The 17,260-nt window shown below is 64.8% G+C and carries 15 protein-coding genes; 11 read left to right on the top strand and 4 right to left on the bottom strand.

What is annotated here, in order from left to right; all coding sequences use genetic code 11:
- Positions 1–177: 177 nt before the first annotated feature.
- Positions 178–1,245 (top strand): glycosyltransferase family 4 protein, encoded by a 1,068-nt coding sequence (locus OKW39_RS02275; RefSeq protein WP_090804800.1) that lies wholly within the window; start codon positions 178–180, stop codon positions 1,243–1,245.
- A 204-nt stretch (positions 1,246–1,449) separates the two neighbouring features.
- Here the strand turns inward: OKW39_RS02275 and OKW39_RS02270 are convergent, their stop codons facing one another.
- The 3 genes from OKW39_RS02270 to OKW39_RS02260 all read right to left on the bottom strand — a co-directional run bounded on the left by OKW39_RS02270 (position 1,450) and on the right by OKW39_RS02260 (position 3,409).
- Positions 1,450–2,037 (bottom strand): BPSL1445 family SYLF domain-containing lipoprotein, encoded by a 588-nt coding sequence (locus OKW39_RS02270; RefSeq protein ID WP_090804802.1) that lies wholly within the window; start codon positions 2,035–2,037, stop codon positions 1,450–1,452.
- Between the two features lie 386 nt (positions 2,038–2,423).
- Positions 2,424–2,873, bottom strand: a complete 450-nt coding sequence (locus OKW39_RS02265) for a hypothetical protein (RefSeq protein ID WP_090804804.1) — start codon at positions 2,871–2,873, stop codon at positions 2,424–2,426.
- Between the two features lie 236 nt (positions 2,874–3,109).
- Positions 3,110–3,409, bottom strand: coding sequence for a PsiF family protein (locus OKW39_RS02260; protein ID WP_090804806.1), 300 nt, complete (start codon positions 3,407–3,409; stop codon positions 3,110–3,112).
- Between the two features lie 39 nt (positions 3,410–3,448).
- On the opposite strand from OKW39_RS02260, the gene OKW39_RS02255 reads away from it, so the two are divergent.
- From OKW39_RS02255 to OKW39_RS02245, 3 genes are all read left to right on the top strand, one after another.
- Positions 3,449–3,706 (top strand): hypothetical protein, encoded by a 258-nt coding sequence (locus OKW39_RS02255; RefSeq protein ID WP_429561964.1) that lies wholly within the window; start codon positions 3,449–3,451, stop codon positions 3,704–3,706.
- Positions 3,707–3,857: 151 nt separating this feature from the next.
- Positions 3,858–4,157 (top strand): YciI-like protein, encoded by a 300-nt coding sequence (locus tag OKW39_RS02250; protein WP_018418036.1) that lies wholly within the window; start codon positions 3,858–3,860, stop codon positions 4,155–4,157.
- 572 nt (positions 4,158–4,729) lie between these two features.
- Entirely contained in the window at positions 4,730–5,920 is a 1,191-nt protein-coding gene (locus OKW39_RS02245) for a transposase (RefSeq protein ID WP_429561963.1), read from the top strand.
- 69 nt (positions 5,921–5,989) lie between these two features.
- Here the strand turns inward: OKW39_RS02245 and OKW39_RS02240 are convergent, their stop codons facing one another.
- Positions 5,990–7,549 carry a mannose-1-phosphate guanylyltransferase/mannose-6-phosphate isomerase gene (locus OKW39_RS02240; protein WP_429561962.1) on the bottom strand — a complete coding sequence of 520 codons (1,560 nt, stop codon included), beginning with the start codon at positions 7,547–7,549 and terminating at the stop codon, positions 5,990–5,992.
- Between the two features lie 607 nt (positions 7,550–8,156).
- On the opposite strand from OKW39_RS02240, the gene OKW39_RS02235 reads away from it, so the two are divergent.
- The 7 genes from OKW39_RS02235 to OKW39_RS02205 all read left to right on the top strand — a co-directional run bounded on the left by OKW39_RS02235 (position 8,157) and on the right by OKW39_RS02205 (position 17,258).
- Complete coding sequence (locus OKW39_RS02235) at positions 8,157–9,554, top strand: undecaprenyl-phosphate glucose phosphotransferase (protein ID WP_429561961.1); 1,398 nt, start codon at positions 8,157–8,159, stop codon at positions 9,552–9,554.
- Positions 9,555–9,634: 80 nt separating this feature from the next.
- Entirely contained in the window at positions 9,635–11,080 is a 1,446-nt protein-coding gene (locus tag OKW39_RS02230; protein ID WP_429561960.1) for a UDP-glucose dehydrogenase family protein, read from the top strand.
- 33 nt (positions 11,081–11,113) lie between these two features.
- Positions 11,114–11,569, top strand: a complete 456-nt coding sequence (locus tag OKW39_RS02225) for an exopolysaccharide biosynthesis protein (protein WP_090804816.1) — start codon at positions 11,114–11,116, stop codon at positions 11,567–11,569.
- Positions 11,548–12,768: a polysaccharide biosynthesis/export family protein gene (locus OKW39_RS02220; protein WP_429561959.1), complete on the top strand. Its 1,221-nt coding sequence runs from the start codon at positions 11,548–11,550 to the stop codon at positions 12,766–12,768. The genes OKW39_RS02225 and OKW39_RS02220 overlap by 22 nt, the downstream gene beginning before the upstream one ends.
- 136 nt (positions 12,769–12,904) lie before the next feature.
- Positions 12,905–15,103, top strand: coding sequence for a polysaccharide biosynthesis tyrosine autokinase (locus tag OKW39_RS02215; protein ID WP_429563442.1), 2,199 nt, complete (start codon positions 12,905–12,907; stop codon positions 15,101–15,103).
- Between the two features lie 56 nt (positions 15,104–15,159).
- Entirely contained in the window at positions 15,160–16,101 is a 942-nt protein-coding gene (locus OKW39_RS02210; RefSeq protein ID WP_187610089.1) for a glycosyltransferase family 2 protein, read from the top strand.
- Positions 16,098–17,258, top strand: coding sequence for a glycosyltransferase family 4 protein (locus tag OKW39_RS02205; protein ID WP_429561958.1), 1,161 nt, complete (start codon positions 16,098–16,100; stop codon positions 17,256–17,258). Before OKW39_RS02210 ends, OKW39_RS02205 begins: the two co-directional genes overlap by 4 nt.
- The last annotated feature ends 2 nt before the right edge of the window (positions 17,259–17,260 follow it).

Genomic DNA, 17,260 nt, shown 5'->3' with positions numbered 1-17,260 from the left:
AGACCTGCGGCTTTTCGACCGATGCCAGGGAATAATTCCCCGTAGCGACGATGCATGCGACGCTTAGGGACCGCGTTAGGGACCGCGCGCATTGTTCCGACGTCATGGCGCTGTCATACTCGGCGTCGCCGACGGCATCGCGATTGCGCGCCAGCCGCCGGCTCACGGAGACACAATATGAAGATTGCGCAGATCGCCCCGCTGACCGAATCGGTGCCGCCGAAGCTCTACGGCGGCACGGAGCGCGTCGTGTCGTACATCACCGAAGCGCTGGTCGAGCAGGGCCACGACGTGACGCTGTTCGCGAGCGGCGACTCCGTCACGAGCGCGAAGCTCGAAGCGGTGTGGCCGCGCGCGCTGCGGCTCGATCCGGGCATTCGCGACCGCATCGCGCCGCATATGCTGTTGATGGAACTCGTGCGCCGCCAGGCCGAAGAGTTCGACGTGCTGCATTTCCACCTCGACTACTACTCGTTCTCGGTATTCAAGCGGCAGGACACGCCGTTCGTCACGACGATGCACGGCCGGCTCGATCTGCCCGAGCAGCAGCCGGTGTTCGACACGTTCAACACCGCGCCCGTGATCTCCATTTCGAACGCTCAGCGTCATCCGCTGCCGCAGGCGCGCTGGCTCACCACGGTCTATCACGGCCTGCCGGCGCAGCTCTATACGCCGCAACCGGTCGAGCAGAAGTACCTCGCGTTTCTCGGCCGGATTTCGCCGGAAAAGCGCGTCGATACGGCGATCCGCATCGCCGGCCGCTGCGGCATGCCGATCCGTATCGCCGCCAAGGTGGATGCGGCCGATCGCGAGTACTTCGAGCGCGATATCCGGCCGTTGCTCGACCTGCCGTACGTCGAGTACATCGGCGAGATTGCCGATCATCAGAAGGCCGAGTTTCTGTCGGGCGCGCATGCGCTGCTGTTTCCGATCGACTGGCCGGAGCCGTTCGGTCTCGTGATGATCGAAGCGATGGCTTGCGGCACGCCGGTGATCGCGTTCAACCGCGGCTCGGTGCCCGAAGTGCTCGAAGAGGGCGTGACCGGGTTCATCGTCGAGGACGAGATCGGCGCGGTGGCGGCCGTGAACCGGCTGCACAAGGTGTCGCGCGCGGGCGTGCGGCGGCGTTTCGAGGAGCGCTTCACGTCGCACCGGATGGCGCGTGAGTATGTGGAGGCCTATCAGTTGGTGATTCGCGCACAGAAGCGCTCGAGGTTCAAGGTGGTCGATTCGTCGGGCCGTTGACGCGGGATCGTTGGGACGTGTCGAAGCGAAGGACGGCGGTGCGCGATGCGCGGCGCCGTTTTTTTGCGCGCGAGTTTTTCCGTTCCCGAGCGTCGGCATCGGCATACATAACAAAAAGGCCGCGCGACGACCCGCGCAGGGTCCTCCGCGCGGCCTTCGCCGCGATGCGCGCTAGTGATCAGTGAAGCGCGCCGATGAGCGCGCTCAGATCTTCAGCCGCGTGACCTTCGTGCCTTGCAGCGAGACGTCGCCCATCAGGCCCGCGTTGGTCATCACGAAAACCTGCACCGGCGCGGTGGCCGTGGTCGTGTCGACGGCGCCGTTCGCGCCGATCTTCACGAGCGCGACCGATGCATCGACGCCGGCCGACCAGCCCTCCGCGTTGCGGAATTTGTCGAGCGAATCCTGCGTCATGAACAGGAAGATGATCGCCTTCGACTGCGCGCCCGCCTGCAGGCCGAACGAGCCCGACACGGTGCTGTAGTAGCCGACCGTCGCGCCGCCCACCCGCAATGCGCCTTCGCCATACTGGCCGCCGACGATCAAGCCCGCCTGCAGCACCGACGGGAACACCAGCACGCCGCGCGCCTTCGACACCAGCTCGCGCGAGCCCGGCACGGTCGTGAACAGCTTGGACAGCGTGCCATCGACGCTGGCGTCGATCGACTGTCGTTTCGAGGCGTCGACATGAGCATTTTCCGGCGTGTTGCCCGTCGTCGTGCAGCCGGCGAGTGCAAGGCCTCCGAAAGCAAGCGCAGCGGTCGTCTTCAACATGAAGTGTCGTCTTTGCATCGTTTTTCTCCGTCATGGATCCGGGGCGCAACCGTGGTGGTGTCGCCTGGTTGCCTTTGAGTTATAACACACGCTGGTGCAAAAGGCGCGCTGCGTGACAACGCGAAAAGCCTTATGGGACAAGGGTTTGAGCCTGATCGCAAGAGGTCTTCCCAGTAAATTTGACCGGCCTTGCGCGCGACTTCCGAGCACGCGTCGCGCGACGATCCGAGGGGCGACGCCGAACAGCGCCCGAGTCGCGGCGATTGTGGGGACGCTTCGGCGTGGCCGCACGATGCGCCGGTTTTTACCGATTTTCGCGTCGCGCGGCGGCCCATCGACATGGCAATGAGAGTGTTGTTTCGGCGCAGCAAATTGCGGCGAAGTGCAAGCGGCGCGGCCGCCGCTCACCCATGATTCGCCGGACTCTTGACCGCGGGCGGGCGCCGCAGCGCGCGGCGCACCATGCCGATGATCGCGCCGATCGCGAACAGCATAGCCGCCGGCACCATCCAATAGCCGACGAACGCGTGCCACAGATAGGCGAATAGCGTCGAGCGGCGCACGCTGTATTCGTTGATCGCGTCCTGCTGGCGCGGCGCGTTGGCGGCCAGTACGTCGGCCGGGCAACCGGCCGCCTTGGCCTCGTCGGGCTTGCCATGGCAATGCGCGGGCGCCCCGGCGGCGCGCTGCGCCTGGGTGAAATTCCAGGTGGTCAGCGCGCGGTCGAGATCGACCGCGTTGTACGACATTTCCTCTCGGATCTCGTTGACCGCGACGATCGCCACAGGCACGGCCCAGAATATGATGACCAGCAACCACCGCCTTAACCAGCGGTTTTTGTGCTTCGATACCATCCTTGCCTCCGATCGATGCTCAGTAGCACCAACGACAAGATGGCGGCCCGCGTAGTTGTTTGGTTCTATATGAGTGAGGGTGGGCCGTCTCCGCAGCCATCATAGAAGAAAACGGCGCGTTGCGGCGGGTGGACGACGAAGCGGGGGACTCGATCGGAGCGCCGCGTGGGCGCAACGATGCGCCGGCGCCGCGTCGATCGGAGGGCGCCGGCGTGGGGGACGGCTACGCCTTTCGCTCAGTGGGCCGGCGCCGAGGAGGACAGGCAGGTCTTCATGAAGGCCTTGCGGTCGTCGCCTTTCTTGTCGGCCGCCTGCTTGTTGCACACCTTCATCTTGTCCTGCTGGCTCATCGGCGCGGCGGCGGCCGGCTTCGCGGAAAGACAGGTTTGCATGAACGCCTTGCGCTCGTCGCCTTTCTTGTCGCCGGCCTGCTTGTTGCAGTCGGCCATCTTGGTTTGCTGGCTGTTCTGCGCAAACGCCGGCGATACGAGTACCGCGCCCAACACCAGCGTAGCGATAGCGGATTGGATTTTCATGGGACACTCCATCGGTGGTGAAAACGTTTCTGATCGTTCATGCGCGCGGGCGACGACGGCATCCATGGGCCCATCGGCGCATCCATTATGGCAAATGGCGTCTGCCAGAACGGCTCAAAATGCATTCCGGTTGACAGCGGTCCGCGCTCGTTTTCCCTGAGCAGCGTGGCGCACCTGGCGCTGCGGCGTTTGAAACAATCGAATGAACGAGAGCGCGAATTTTGTCATGCAATGCAGATTGCTCGTGACGTTTATTTCAAGCTTATTGAAACGAAATTACGGTTCCCGCTATTTTGATCTATGGTTAACAGGCAATGAGAATTTTCTTATTGCTGCGAATGCAACCGAATAGAAAATAGGCATGAAATTCGGTAGTCGCCGTTATCCTCAACTGCGCTCCGGCGCATGCCGCTCTCTGCCAACCCTCAACCTCGCGAGGAGACTCACCATGCATTACCTGTTGATGTACGAGTTGGTACCCGACTATCTGGAGCGGCGCGGCGAGCACCGCGACGCGCATCTGAAACTCGCATGGGCCGCCGCCGAGCGCGGCGAACTGCTGCTGGCCGGCGCACTCGCGGAGCCGACGGACGGTGCGGTGCTGCTCTTCACCGGCGCGTCGCCTGCGGTGGCGGAGGCCTTTGCTACCGCCGATCCGTACGTACTCTCCGGACTGGTTACGCGTTGGCGCGTGCGCGAATGGACCACGGTCGTCGGTGAGCACGCATCGAAACCAGTGCGCCCGTAACGTCGTTCGAAGCGACTTCATCGCTTCTGTCACGCCTCGAACTCCGCGCATGCGCGGCGGCCGCCTCCCGTTGCCTCCACGTCACCGCGCGGGCGCGTCGCAGTCCTTTCGCCGACGCTCGAAACCGATGTTCACATCAACCATCAAAGCGCATAGAAATGCATGCTGGATCGGCAATGACATTTCTAAATCCCATTCTGTTCGGTCATGCGGTATTGTGCTTTGCAATAGACAGATCCGATGCCGGATAAGCAGCGGCTTCTGTTACGGCAATACGAGAATCGACGCAACGAAACCGACAAGATTGTTTCTATCCGTAACACTTGTCTCAACTGTACTCATGCAAAGATTGGAATGGTATGCTTCGTGCACAAATTTTCCCACGCACGAGTGAGACCGCGTTTTGTGCTTCGTAATAGGGAAGAGCCGCACCACGTGTGGGCGGGCTGCTCCAGCGAGCCGAACGGACCAAACAAATTTGTGCAACCGAGGGCCGCACACGGGTCGTGAACGCTGAGAATCCGTGGCAGGCCCAACGCCGCGGCCAGGCCAGGCCGCGTGGAGAAAATCCAATGTTTTTCGATGAGCTAAACAACGACGAATGGGCGCTGCTCGCGCCGCTCGTCTCCGACGAGCCGGCCGTCCGTCTGAACCGGCGCGGCCGGCCGCGCGCCGAACCGCGCATCGTGACGAATGCCGTGCTGTGGATCATGACCACCGGCGAGCCGTGGTCGAAGCTGCCGGGCCGCTATCCGTCCGGTCCCACCTGCCGCCGCCGCTTCGAAGAGTGGCAACTGAACGGCACACTGCTGGAGATGGTCCGCCTGCTGTCGCAGAGCGGGCGCACGTTCGCATACATTCCCCAACCGGCGCCGCCCGTTACGGCCAGACCCGCGGCACCGGTTGCGCAAACCCCGAGCCCGCGCGAAGACAATAATCTGCGCGGCGTGTCGTGGAAGAGTCCCGAGTCGTGGCAGGCGCCCGGCGCCGCGAGCGCGTTGAGCCAATGGCGTACGGCCGATCCGATCGGCGACATCACGCGGCAATTGTCGGGGCTTGCGCCGGCGAGCGCGGGGGCGACATCGGCGTTCGCGACGTCTGCAGTGGCGAGGTCCGCGACGGCGGCGGAGATGCGCGTCGAACCGGCCGCATTTGAAACGGTCGAGAGCGTCGCGGTCGACGACCCGCGCCCGTCGCTGACGCTGGGCCTCGCCCCGCGCGGCATGCAGGTCGCCGATTCGCGCGGTTATCTGATCTACGTGGTGGTCGAGGAAGTGCCGAATGCGATGTATCGCGGGTGGGCGGAGATCATCAGGGACGGCAAGCGCGTCGAGCGCTCTGGCCTCGTCGGCCCGCGCTTCGCGGATGCGCAGCACGCGCAGCAGTTCGCGCTCGACTGGGCGCGTCAGTGGATCGATCGCGAATGCGCGACCGACGCGGCGGCCACGACCATGGTCCACGCAACGGCCGCGCCCGCGTCGGCGAACCTTGCGCAGCGGTCCGCGGACCGTTCGTTGTCAGGCCTGCGTCATGCGCCGGAACCGGCATCGGTCAATGGCATCGCGAATCACCCGGGCAATCACGGCGCGCCGTTGCACGGGCCGCTGAAGCCATCACTGAATGCATTACGCGGGACGCTGCGCCGCTATCCGTCGGACACCGCGACCGCGGGCGGGGCAAGCACGCCCACGGTGACGACCGACAGCGGCACCGCGGAGCGCTTATCCGCAACCTACAAAGAACTCATCTCATACGTGGGATGAGCCCGGCGGTCCCCGCGGCCGCTTTGCGCCGCCGCAGGTTCCCGCTTCGTCATTGCGACCGCTCGCGCCTCATTGCCTTCCGTACGTATCGTCGAAGCGCACGATATCGTCTTCGCCGAGGTACGAACCCGACTGCACCTCGATCATTTCGAGCGGCATCTTGCCCGGGTTTTCGAGGCGATGCGTCACGCCGAGCGGAATATAGGCCGACTCGTTTTCGGACACGATAAAGCGTTCGTCGCCGCGCGTGACGAGCGCGGTGCCGCGCACGACGATCCAGTGCTCCGCGCGATGATGATGCATCTGCAGCGACAACCGCGCGCCCGGCTTCACGACGATCCGCTTGACCTGGAAGCGCTCGCCGGTGTCGACGGAATCGTAGTTGCCCCACGGCCGATGCACCTTGCGATGATTGGCCGCTTCGAGCCCGCCATCCTCGCGAATCCGGTTGACGATCTTCTTGACGTCCTGCACGCGTGATTTGTCGGCGACCAGAATCGCATCGGCGGTCTCGACGACGACGAGATCCTGCGTGCCGACGCAGGCAATCAGTCGTCCTTCGGAATGCGCGAAGGTGGAGTTCGCGCCTTCGAACATCACGCGGCCGCGGCTCACGTTGCGATCGGGGTCCTTCTCGCTGATGTCCCAGATCGCGTCCCACGAACCGACGTCGGACCAGCCGGCTGCAAGCGGCACGACCACGCCCAACGCGATGCTCTGATCGGCGCCGAGCTTTTCCATCACCGCGTAGTCGATCGAATTCGACGGCGAGCCGCTGAACGCATCGCGTTGCAGCCGGAAGAAGTCACCGTCCGCCGTGCTGCCCGCGAAGGCCGATTCGCATGCTGCGTAAATGGCCGGCTGAAAATGGCGGATCGCTTTGAGCCACGTCGATGCGCGCACGATGAAAATACCGCTGTTCCACCAGTATTCGCGTGATTCGACATAGCGCTGCGCGAGTTCCAGATGCGGCTTTTCGACGAAACGCTCGAGGCGATGCGCGACCGGGCGAGCCGCTGCTGCGGTCTGCGCATCGTCAGAACCGAGCGGCGCGCCGATGCGGATATAGCCGTAGCCGGTTTCGGCACGCGTCGGCACGATTCCCATGGTGACGATGTGGCCAGCGGCCGCATGCTGTACGCCGGCGGCGAGCGCCGCGTGAAATCCTGCGCTGTCGGTGACCGCGTGATCGGCGGGCATCACGACCATGATGCCGTCTTCATCCTGCGCGGCGACGGACAACGCGGCCACCGTCAACGCGGGCGCGGTGTCACGGCCCACGGGTTCGAGTATCAGCCGGCTCGGCTTGGCGCTCGTGCGCAATTGTTCGGCCGTCGTGAAGCGCTGTTCTTCATTGGCGACGACCACGAGCTGGCCGGCAAGCGGATAACCGGCTTCGAGCCCATCGAGACGGCGGGTCGTCGATTGCAGCAGCGACTCTTCGCCGAGCAGGCCGATCAGCTGCTTCGGATGCTGCTCGCGCGACATCGGCCACAGCCGGGTGCCCGAGCCGCCCGCGAGAATCACGGGATGAACCTTGAGCTTGACGCTGGTTGCGGTTGAGGGCATGGGCGATTGGGCGGGGGTGGGCCGGGTGCCGGCAGGCGTGACCGGGGCCGGAGCTGTCATGGTGAACTCTCCTCGAGGCTGGATGAATGCGTCGAGTTTTATCACGAAGTCGCGAATCAATAAAAGCGCGTTAAATACAATTCCGATAAAAGGCGCGTCGAATTTATTCGAAATTCACCAAAAAATGTCTCGTCGATTTATTTATAAATAAAAATTACCTGAAAAAAATCAGCAAGCATTTTTTTCGCTTAATGATGCGCAAGAATGACAGCACGAGTGGAGCCCGAGCTTCGCGCCAGAACTGTTGGCAAAGCGAAAGCTTCCATGTGAAAGCGCTGAGATGGGGTGCCCGGAACCTTCTGTCGGGCCCGCATTGCGGCAACAATTGCCGCACAAAATGCATAAAAAATGCCGAAATTTTGACCGATACAATTTGAGATTTTTTGCGGTCTTGTCGTGGGAATTTTAATACCGCTTTATTGATGTATGAACAAGGGTATTCACTCATTCGCATTTGGAATTTGCGGTCTGGCCATTCAGGCTAATTCAGTCCAATCGCGCCGCCAGGCAGATCGGAAATAAAAAAGCCCAACGATGAAACCCGCATGCAACAGCCATTTCAACCAACCGACGGATCGCACTTGACTGACGAACAGAGGGGCGGCGCATGCTGAGCGTTCTAGCGAGAATCATCGACATCGCCATGGTCGCGCTCGCCGCGGTGCTGGCGGCGGGCGTGCACAGCGGCAGAGTGGTATGGCTCGACGATATGCAAAGCGTGTCGCTCGCGTTCGGCTGCCTGCTCGTGGTGGTGTTCTTCCCGCCGCTCGGCATCTATCAGTCGTGGCGTGGCAAGCCGCTCTACGATCTGCTGTCGCGCGTCACGGGCGGCTGGCTGATGGTCGAAGTGACCGGCGTGCTGATCAGCTTCAGCGTGCACCGCGCCGACAGCCTGTCGCGGCTGTGGCTCGTTTACTGGGCGCTCGCGTCGATCGTGCTGCTGGTCGTCACGAAGGTGATCGTCTATTCGATCCTGCGCGGGCTGCGCCGCGAGGGCTTCAACCAGCGCGCGGTCGCGATCGTCGGCGGCGCGCCGTACGGCCGCTTCCTGATCGAACAGATGCGCGGCCGTCCCGAAGCCGGCTTCAAGCCCGTCGTCGTGTTCGACGAGGACGGCACGATCAATCCTTACGAAGACCCGGACGCGGCGCACGCGGTCGCGGGCGTGCCGGTCGAGCGCGACTATCAGCGCATGATCGAACTGGTACGGCAGCGCGCGATCCGCGAGTTGTGGCTCGCGCTGCCGATCTCGAAGGAGAAGGCGATCCATCGCTTCGTGATGGATCTGCGCAACGACTTCGTGAACATCCGCTTCATCCCCGACGTCGGCAGCCTGACGCTGTTCAATCAGCCGATGGTCGAGTTGCTCGGCGTGCCCGCGATCAATCTGGCCGCCTCGCCGATCACCGATCTGCGCGTGCTGCCCAAGCACGTGTTCGACAGCCTGTTCGCGTTCGGCGCGTTGCTCGCGCTGTCGCCGCTGATGCTCGCGATCGCGCTGATGGTGAAGCTCAGCTCGCCGGGGCCGGTGTTTTTCCGCCAGCGGCGCAAGGGCATCGACGGCCGCGAGTTCGAGATCTTCAAGTTCCGCTCGATGAAGGTCCACACGGAAGCGGCCGGCAAGATCACCCAGGCGACGCGGCGCGATCCGCGCATTACCGCGGTCGGCGCGTTCCTGCGCCGCACCAGCCTCGACGAACTGCCGCAATTCATCAACGTGCTGCGCGGCGAGATGTCGGTGGTAGGTCCCCGTCCGCATGCGCTCGAGCACGACGACATCTACAAGGATCTGGTGAAGGGCTACATGCACCGCTACCGGATCAAGCCGGGCATTACCGGCTGGGCGCAGATCAACGGTTATCGCGGCGAAACCGATCGCATCGAAAAGATGATGGGCCGCGTAAAGCTCGATCTGTACTACATGCAGCACTGGACCTTCTGGCTCGACATCAAGATCGTCGTGCTGACGCTGTGGAAGGGCTTCGCGGGCAGCAACGCCTATTGAACGCTGAGCGCCGGGCCGCGCCGATGCCACGCATCGCGCGAGCGCATTCCTGAATCAACTTTTTTACCGAGGTGCAATCCATGAACCTGACGATCATCGGTAGCGGCTATGTCGGCCTCGTGACCGGCGCGTGTCTGGCCGACATCGGCCACGACGTGTTCTGTCTCGACGTCGACGCGCGCAAGATCGACGTGCTCAACAACGGCGGCGTGCCGATCCACGAGCCGGGGCTGCAGGAGATCATCGCGCGCAATCGCCGCGCCAGGCGCCTGACGTTCTCCACCGACGTCGAGGCCGCGGTCGCGCACGGCGACATCCAGTTCATCGCGGTCGGCACGCCGGCCGACGAAGACGGTTCCGCCGATCTGCAATACGTGCTCGCGGCCGCGCGCAACATCGGCCGTTATATGACCGGCTTCAAGGTGATCGTCGACAAATCGACGGTGCCGGTCGGCACCGCCTCGCGCGTGCGCGAAGTGGTGGCCGCCGAGCTGGCCGCGCGCGGCGTCGAGCCGATGTTCTCGGTCGTGTCGAATCCGGAGTTCCTGAAGGAGGGCGCGGCCGTCGAAGACTTCACGCGGCCCGATCGCATCGTGCTCGGCTGCGACGAGGACGTGCCCGGCGAAAAGGCGCGCGAACTGATGAAGCGCCTGTATGCGCCGTTCAACCGCAATCGCGAGCGCACACTGTATATGGACGTGCGTTCGGCCGAATTCACCAAGTACGCGGCCAACGCGATGCTCGCGACGCGCATCTCGTACATGAACGAGCTCGCGAATCTGGCCGATCGCGTCGGCGCGGATATCGAGGCGGTGCGCCGCGGCATCGGTTCCGATCCGCGCATCGGCTATGACTTCCTCTACGCGGGTTGCGGCTATGGCGGCTCCTGTTTTCCGAAGGACGTGCAGGCGCTGATCCGCACCGCGGCCGATCACAACGCGAACCTGCGCATTCTCGAAGCGGTGGAAGCGGTCAACGATGCGCAGAAGCAGATCCTCGCGCAGAAGATCGTCGCGCGTCTCGGCGAGGATCTGTCGGACCGCACGTTCGGCGTCTGGGGTCTCGCATTCAAGCCGAACACCGACGACATGCGCGCGGCGCCGAGCCGCGAGCTGATCGCCGGGCTGCTGGGCCGCGGCGCGCGCGTGAAGGCCTACGACCCGGTCTCGATCGACGAAGCGAAGCGCGTGCTCGCGCTCGATCTGAAGGACGTGCCGCAGCAGCATGCGCGACTTTCGTTCGTGAGTGAAGAGATGGAAGCGGCGAGCGGCGTCGATGCGCTCGTGATCCTGACCGAATGGAAGGTCTTCAAGAGTCCAGATTTCGATGCGCTGAAGCGCATGCTGAAGACGCCGCTGATCTTCGATGGCCGCAATCTGTACGAGCCGGACGTGCTGCTCGAACTCGGCATCGAGTATCACGCGATCGGCCGGCGGCATGCGTTGCGCAACGCGCCGGCGCGTGTCGGCGCGAAAGGTTCGATGCAGGCGGCGGACCTCGCCGCGACGGCAGCCTCCGGCCGCTGAAGCCACCGCGATCGCCGCGCGAGAGAGTCCGCCATGTTCGACAACGTTCTGATCGTGTGCCACGCCAACGTGTGCCGCTCGCCCGCCGCCGAGATGCTGTTCAAGGCGAGCCAGGCGCGCGCGCCGCGCTCGGGCGCCGCACCTATCGCGTTTCATTCGGCGGGCATTCGTGCGGTGAACGGCCACGGCATGGACCCGGTGATGCGGCGCCTGCTCGAAGAGCGCGGCGTCGCGGCCGGCGTTCACCACGCGCGGCGCCTCGAGCGATCGCTCGTGCGCGCGGCAGATCTCGTGCTGGTGACCGAGCGCGCGCAGGTGAGCGAGGTCGAAGCGCTCGATCCGTCCGCGCGCGGCAAAGTCTATCCGCTCGGCAAGTGGGAAGCCGATTCGGACGTCGCCGATCCGCACGGCGGCGCGGAAGACGAATACAGGGAGAGTCTCGTGCTCATCGAACATCTGGTCATGGGATGGCTGAAAAAAATATGCTGAAGAAACCCCGCATCGAAAACTCATTCGCGAGCTTGCGCACGAAGCTCGCCGCCTCACTTCTGCTGACGTCCTTTCTGTCGGCCTGCGCGACCGCACCGGGCAATTACCTCGACACGTCGCGGCTCAAGGACAACGATCAGGCGTCGAGCGAAACCTATCCGGTCCATCTGATCGACGCGAACCTGATCATGGCGCAGGCGCAAGCCGCCGCCGCGAAAATTCAGCCGTTGCCGCCAGCGGCGCTGTCCGATCCGTCGCTGTATGTGTACCACCTCGCGCCGCAGGACATTCTCGGCATCACCGTGTGGGATCACCCCGAGCTGACCACGCCGCAGGGCAGTACCTTGTCCTCGGGCGGCAATACCACGCAGACGATCGCGGGTGCGTTGCAGCAGCCGTATACGGCCGCGCTGCCGGGCCAGGCCGATCCGTACGGCCAGACCATCGCCGCCGACGGCACGATCTTTTTCCCGTTCGTCGGCCGCATCCAGGCCGCGGGCAAGACCACGACCGAGCTGCGCGATCAGCTCGCCGCCCGCCTCGTGCCATATATCCGCAATCCGCAGGTCGACGTGCGCGTGCTGTCGTATCGCAGCCAGAAGGTGCAGGTCACGGGCGAAGTGAAGCAGCCGGGACCGCTCGCGGTCAGCGACGTGCCGCTGAAGCTGGTCGACGCGATCACGCGCTCGGGCGGCACGAACCCGGACGCCGACATCCAGCGCGTGCGACTCACGCGCAACCACAAGCTCTATGTGCTCAATGCCGATCGCATGCTCGATCAGGGCGATACCACCCAGGACGTGATGCTGCAGAACGGCGACGTGGTCAACGTGCCGGACCGCACCGACAGCCGCATCTTCGTGCTGGGCGAAGTGAAGACGCCGATCCAGGTGCCGATCGCGCGCGGCCGCATGACGATCGCCGACGCGCTCACGCAAGGGGGCGGCATCCTCAACACCGACGCCAATCCGCGCCAGATCTACGTGATGCGCGGCATGCGCGAGCATCCGACCACGCCCGAGGTGTTCCGCCTCGACATGACGCAGCCGGACTCGATCATGCTGTCCTCGCAGTTCCAGTTGCAGCCGCTCGACGTCGTGTACGTGGGCACCGCCGCGTCGACCACGTTCAACCGTGTGTTGCAGCAGGTGCTGCCGAGCGTGCAGACGCTGTTCTATCTGAAGCAGCTGACGCGCTGAACGTTTGGCCTGTAATGTCCCGCGCCGCTGTTGTCCGGGCGGTGCGGGACGTGCAACGAAAGCAGAAGTACCGCTGACGCGAAAGCCGAAGCCAACGACACGGGATGGAACAGTGAGCAACCAACTCTCTCCACACATGGCTGGTCCGATCAAGACCGAAGAAGAAGACGTCGTCCTCGGACAACTGGTGCAGGTGATCCTCGACGACATCTGGTGGCTGCTCGCGATCACCGCGATCATCGTCGCGATGGCGGTCGCGTACTGCTACCTCGCCAGGCCGACTTATTCGGCCGATGCGCACGTGCGCGTCGAGCAGTCCGACAGCATGTCGCAGGCGCTCACGCAAACGCAGACCGGCGCCGCGATCACCAGCGGCTCGACGTCGCTGCCGACCGACGCCGAGATCGAAATCATCAAGAGCCGTGGCGTGGTCGCGCCGGTCGTGCAGCAGCTCAAGCTGAACTTCAGCGTTACGCCGAAGACGATCCCGCTGCTCGGCAGCATCGCCGCGCGCCTCGCGACGCCGGGCCAGCCCGCGCGCGCGTGGCTGGGGCTCACGTCCTACGCATGGGGCGGAGAAAAAGTCGACGTCGATTCGATCGACGTGACGCCGTCGCTCGAAGGCGAGAAGCTGCTGCTGCGCGTGATCGACGCGCAGCACTATGAACTGTTCGCGCCGAACGGCTCGCTGCTGCTGCGCGGCCAGGTCGGGCAGCAGGCGCAGGGCGGGGGCGTGACGATGGTCGTCAATACGCTGATCGCGCGCCCCGGGCAGGAGTTCACCGTCGTGCGCTCGAACGATCTCGATGCGATCACCGCGTTCCAGTCGGCGATCACGGTGCAGGAGCAGGGCAAGCAGACCGGCGTGATCCAGATCTCGCTGGAGGACAAGAGTCCCGAGCATGCGGCGCTCGTCGCCAATGCGCTCGCGCAGTCGTATCTGCGCGAGCACGTGTCGACCAAGCAGGCCGACGCGAGCAGGATGCTCGACTTCCTGAAGAGCGAGGAGCCGCGCCTGAAGGCCGATCTCGAACGCGCGGAGGCCGCGCTGACCGCTTATCAACGTCAGTCCGGCTCGATCAACGCGAGCGACGAGGCGAAGGTCTACCTCGAAGGCAGCGTGCAATACGAGCAGCAGATCGCCGCGTTGCGTCTGCAGATGACGCAGCTCGCCGAGCGCTACGGCGACGACCATCCGACGCTCGTCGCCGCGCGTCAGCAGATGGCCGAATTGCAGGCGCAGCGCACCAAATACGCGGACCGCTTCCGCAATCTGCCGGCCACCGAAGTGAAGGCCGTGCAGTTGCAGCGCGACGCGAAGGTCGCCGAAGACATCTACGTGCTGCTGCTCAATCGTGTGCAGGAGCTGTCGGTGCAGAAGGCGGGCACCGGCGGCAACGTCCATGTCGTCGACGCCGCGCTGCGCCCCGGCGCGCCGGTCAAGCCGAAGAAGATGCTGATCATCTCGGCGGCCGTGATTCTCGGGCTGATCGCGGGCACCGGTTTCGTGTTCCTGCGCCGCAATCTGTTCAAGGGCATCGACGACCCCGATCACGTCGAGCGCGCGTTCCATCTGCCGGTGTTCGGGCTCGTGCCGCAAAGCGCCGAGCAGGTGCAGCTCGAAAACAGCTATGCGCGGGGCGGCGAACGGCTGCGTCCGGTGCTTGCGAACGCGCGGCCGAAGGACGTGACGATCGAAAGTCTGCGCAGCCTGCGCACCGCGATGCAGTTCACGCTGATGGACGCGCGCAACCGCATCGTGATGCTGACGGGGCCGATGGCCGGCGTCGGCAAGAGCTTCCTCAGCGTGAACCTGGCGATGCTGCTCGCCCATTCGGGCAAGCGCGTATTAATGATCGACGGCGACATGCGGCGCGGCACGCTCGAACGTTACCTGGGCGGCTTGCAGGAAAACGGCCTGTCCGAGCTGCTGAGCGGCCAGATCTCGCTGGAGGAGGCGATTCGCGGTTCGAGCATCGAAGGCCTGAGCTTCATTTCGTGCGGCCGCCGTCCGCCGAATCCGTCCGAGCTGCTGATGTCGCCGCGTCTGCCGCAGTATCTCGACGGCCTCGCGAAGCGCTACGACGTGATCCTGATCGACACGCCGCCGGTGCTCGCGGTGACCGATGCGTCGATCATCGGCGCGTATGCGGGCTCGACGTTCTTCGTGATGCGCTCGGGCATGCACAGCGAGCTCGAGCTGGCCGATGCGCTGAAACGCCTGCGCTCGGCGGGCGTTCACGTGCAGGGCGGCATCTTCAACGGCATGCCGGCGCGCTCGCGGGTCGGCTACGACCGCGGCTACGCGGCGACTCAGGCATACCTGAGCACGTGACGCGGGCTCCGCACTCGAGCACCGACTTCTGCACGACAGGAACAGAGGAGATCACGATGAAACTGACGGTACTGGTACCGACTTATCGCCGCCCGGCCGATCTGGCGCGCTGCCTCGCGGCGCTCGAGCGGCAATCGCGCGCGCCCGACGAAGTGATCGTGGTCGCGCGCGTCGACGACGACGCGACCCATGCGTGCCTGCGCGATCCGTCCACGGGCGGCCGCCTGCCGCTCGTGATCGCGCCGGTGGACATACCCGGCCAGGTCGCGGCCCTGAATCGCGGGCTCGACGCCGCGAGCGGCGACGTGATCGCGATCACCGACGACGACGCCGCGCCGCGCCGCGACTGGGTCGAGCGCATCGCGGCCGCGTTCGAAGCCGATGCGCGCCTCGGCGCGCTGGGCGGGCGCGACTGGGTGCACGAGAAAGGCCGCGTGCTCGACGGCGAGCGGCCGCTGGTCGGCAAGGTGACCGCGCACGGCAAGATCATCGGCAATCATCATCTGGGTGTCGGTGCGGCGCGCGAGGTCGACATCCTGAAGGGCGCCAACATGAGCTACCGGCGCGAAGCGGTGCGCACGATCCGCTTCGACGCGCGTCTGCGCGGCGCGGGCGCGCAGGTGCATAACGACATGGCGTTCAGCCTCGCGGTGAAAAACGCGGGCTGGAAGCTCGTGTACGACCCGCAGATCGCGGTCGATCATTTCCCGGCCGAGCGTTTCGACGACGACAAACGCGACGCGCAGACGATGGCCGCACTGCGCAACGCCGCGTTCAACTTTCATCTGATCCTGCGCGACCAGTTGCCGCCGCTGCGCCGCGAAGCCGCGTGGTGGTGGTGGACGCTGGTGGGCACACGGCTTTATCCGGGCCTCACGCATGCGGCGCTTGCGCTGCTGTCGAAGCAGGCGCAGTTGAAGCTGTCGCGCTGGCGCGAGGTTCGCGCAGGCGCCCATGAGGCGCGGCGCGCGCTGTCGAAGAGCGGAGTGTCCGCATGAGCACGAAGGTTCACGTTCATCTCTTTTACGGCGCCGATCCGCGTTTTTATCGCAAGGGCGACGATATCGGCTGCCTGTACGGTTATCACCATGCGCAGTCCGAAGCATTCGCGCTGACTTATTCGCAGGACGCGCGCGAAAGCCGGCCCGTGCGGCTCGTACGGCGCGCGCTGAAGGCCGCGCTCGGCTTCGATTTCATCCATACGTGGCGCAATCGCGCGCAGATGCTGCGCTCGGACGTGATCTGGACGCATACCGAGCAGGAGTGGCTGTCCGCCGCGCTGATGCTGCTACTGTGCGGGCGCAAGGCGGGGCCGGGCGCGTCGCCGCTGCTGCTCGCGCAAAGCGTGTGGCTGCTCGACAAGTGGCCGTCGTACGGCATCGTGCGCAGCTGGTTGTATCGCAAGCTGATGACGCGGGCGGATCGCTTGACCACACTCGCTAGCGAAAACGCCGGGTTGTGCCAACGCTATTTCCATCGCGACGCGACGCCGCTGCTGTACGGCCTGAACACGCGCGACTTCCCGGTCACTCCGCCGACGCAGTGGACGCCGCGCACGCCGCTGCGCATCGCGGCGATCGGCAACGATCGCGACCGCGACTGGGAGACGCTGATCAAGGCGGTCGGCAACGATCCGCGCTACACGGTGAAGCTCGCGACGCGGCGGCGCATTCCCGCGTCGCTGCGCGCGTCGAATGTCGAGATCGCGCTGTTTTCCGGCATCAAAAAGCAGCACGAGCTGTACGACTGGGCCGACGTGATCGTCGTGCCGCTGCGGCCGAACTCGCACGCGTCGGGTATCACGGTGATGCTCGAAGCGGCGGCGGTCGGCAAGCCGATGGTCGCGACCGACGTCGGCGCGCTGCGCGACTATTTTCCCGCCGACGAAGCGGCCTACGTGCCGCCGTTCAATCCGCAGGCACTGCGCGATGCGCTCGACCGGCTCGCCGCCGAGCCTGACGAGGCGCTGCGCCAGGCGCAGGCAGCCGCGGCCGGTCTGCTCGCGCGCGATCTGACCACCCAGCACTACGCGATGCAGCACGTGCGGATCACGCGCGAGATGCTGAGCGCGCGCGGGCAGGCGAGCGCGCACGCCGGCGCGGCCACGCACGCGCAGCCCGCCGCACCGGGGCGCGAATCGCGCGGAGGCCTATAAGC

This window comes from Paraburkholderia sp. MM6662-R1 (assembly GCF_050436245.1).
GTDB classification, from domain to species: Bacteria; Pseudomonadota; Gammaproteobacteria; order Burkholderiales; family Burkholderiaceae; genus Paraburkholderia; species Paraburkholderia tuberum.
Note: the sequence above shows the minus strand (reverse complement) of the source record. Positions and strands in the feature narration are given on the sequence as shown.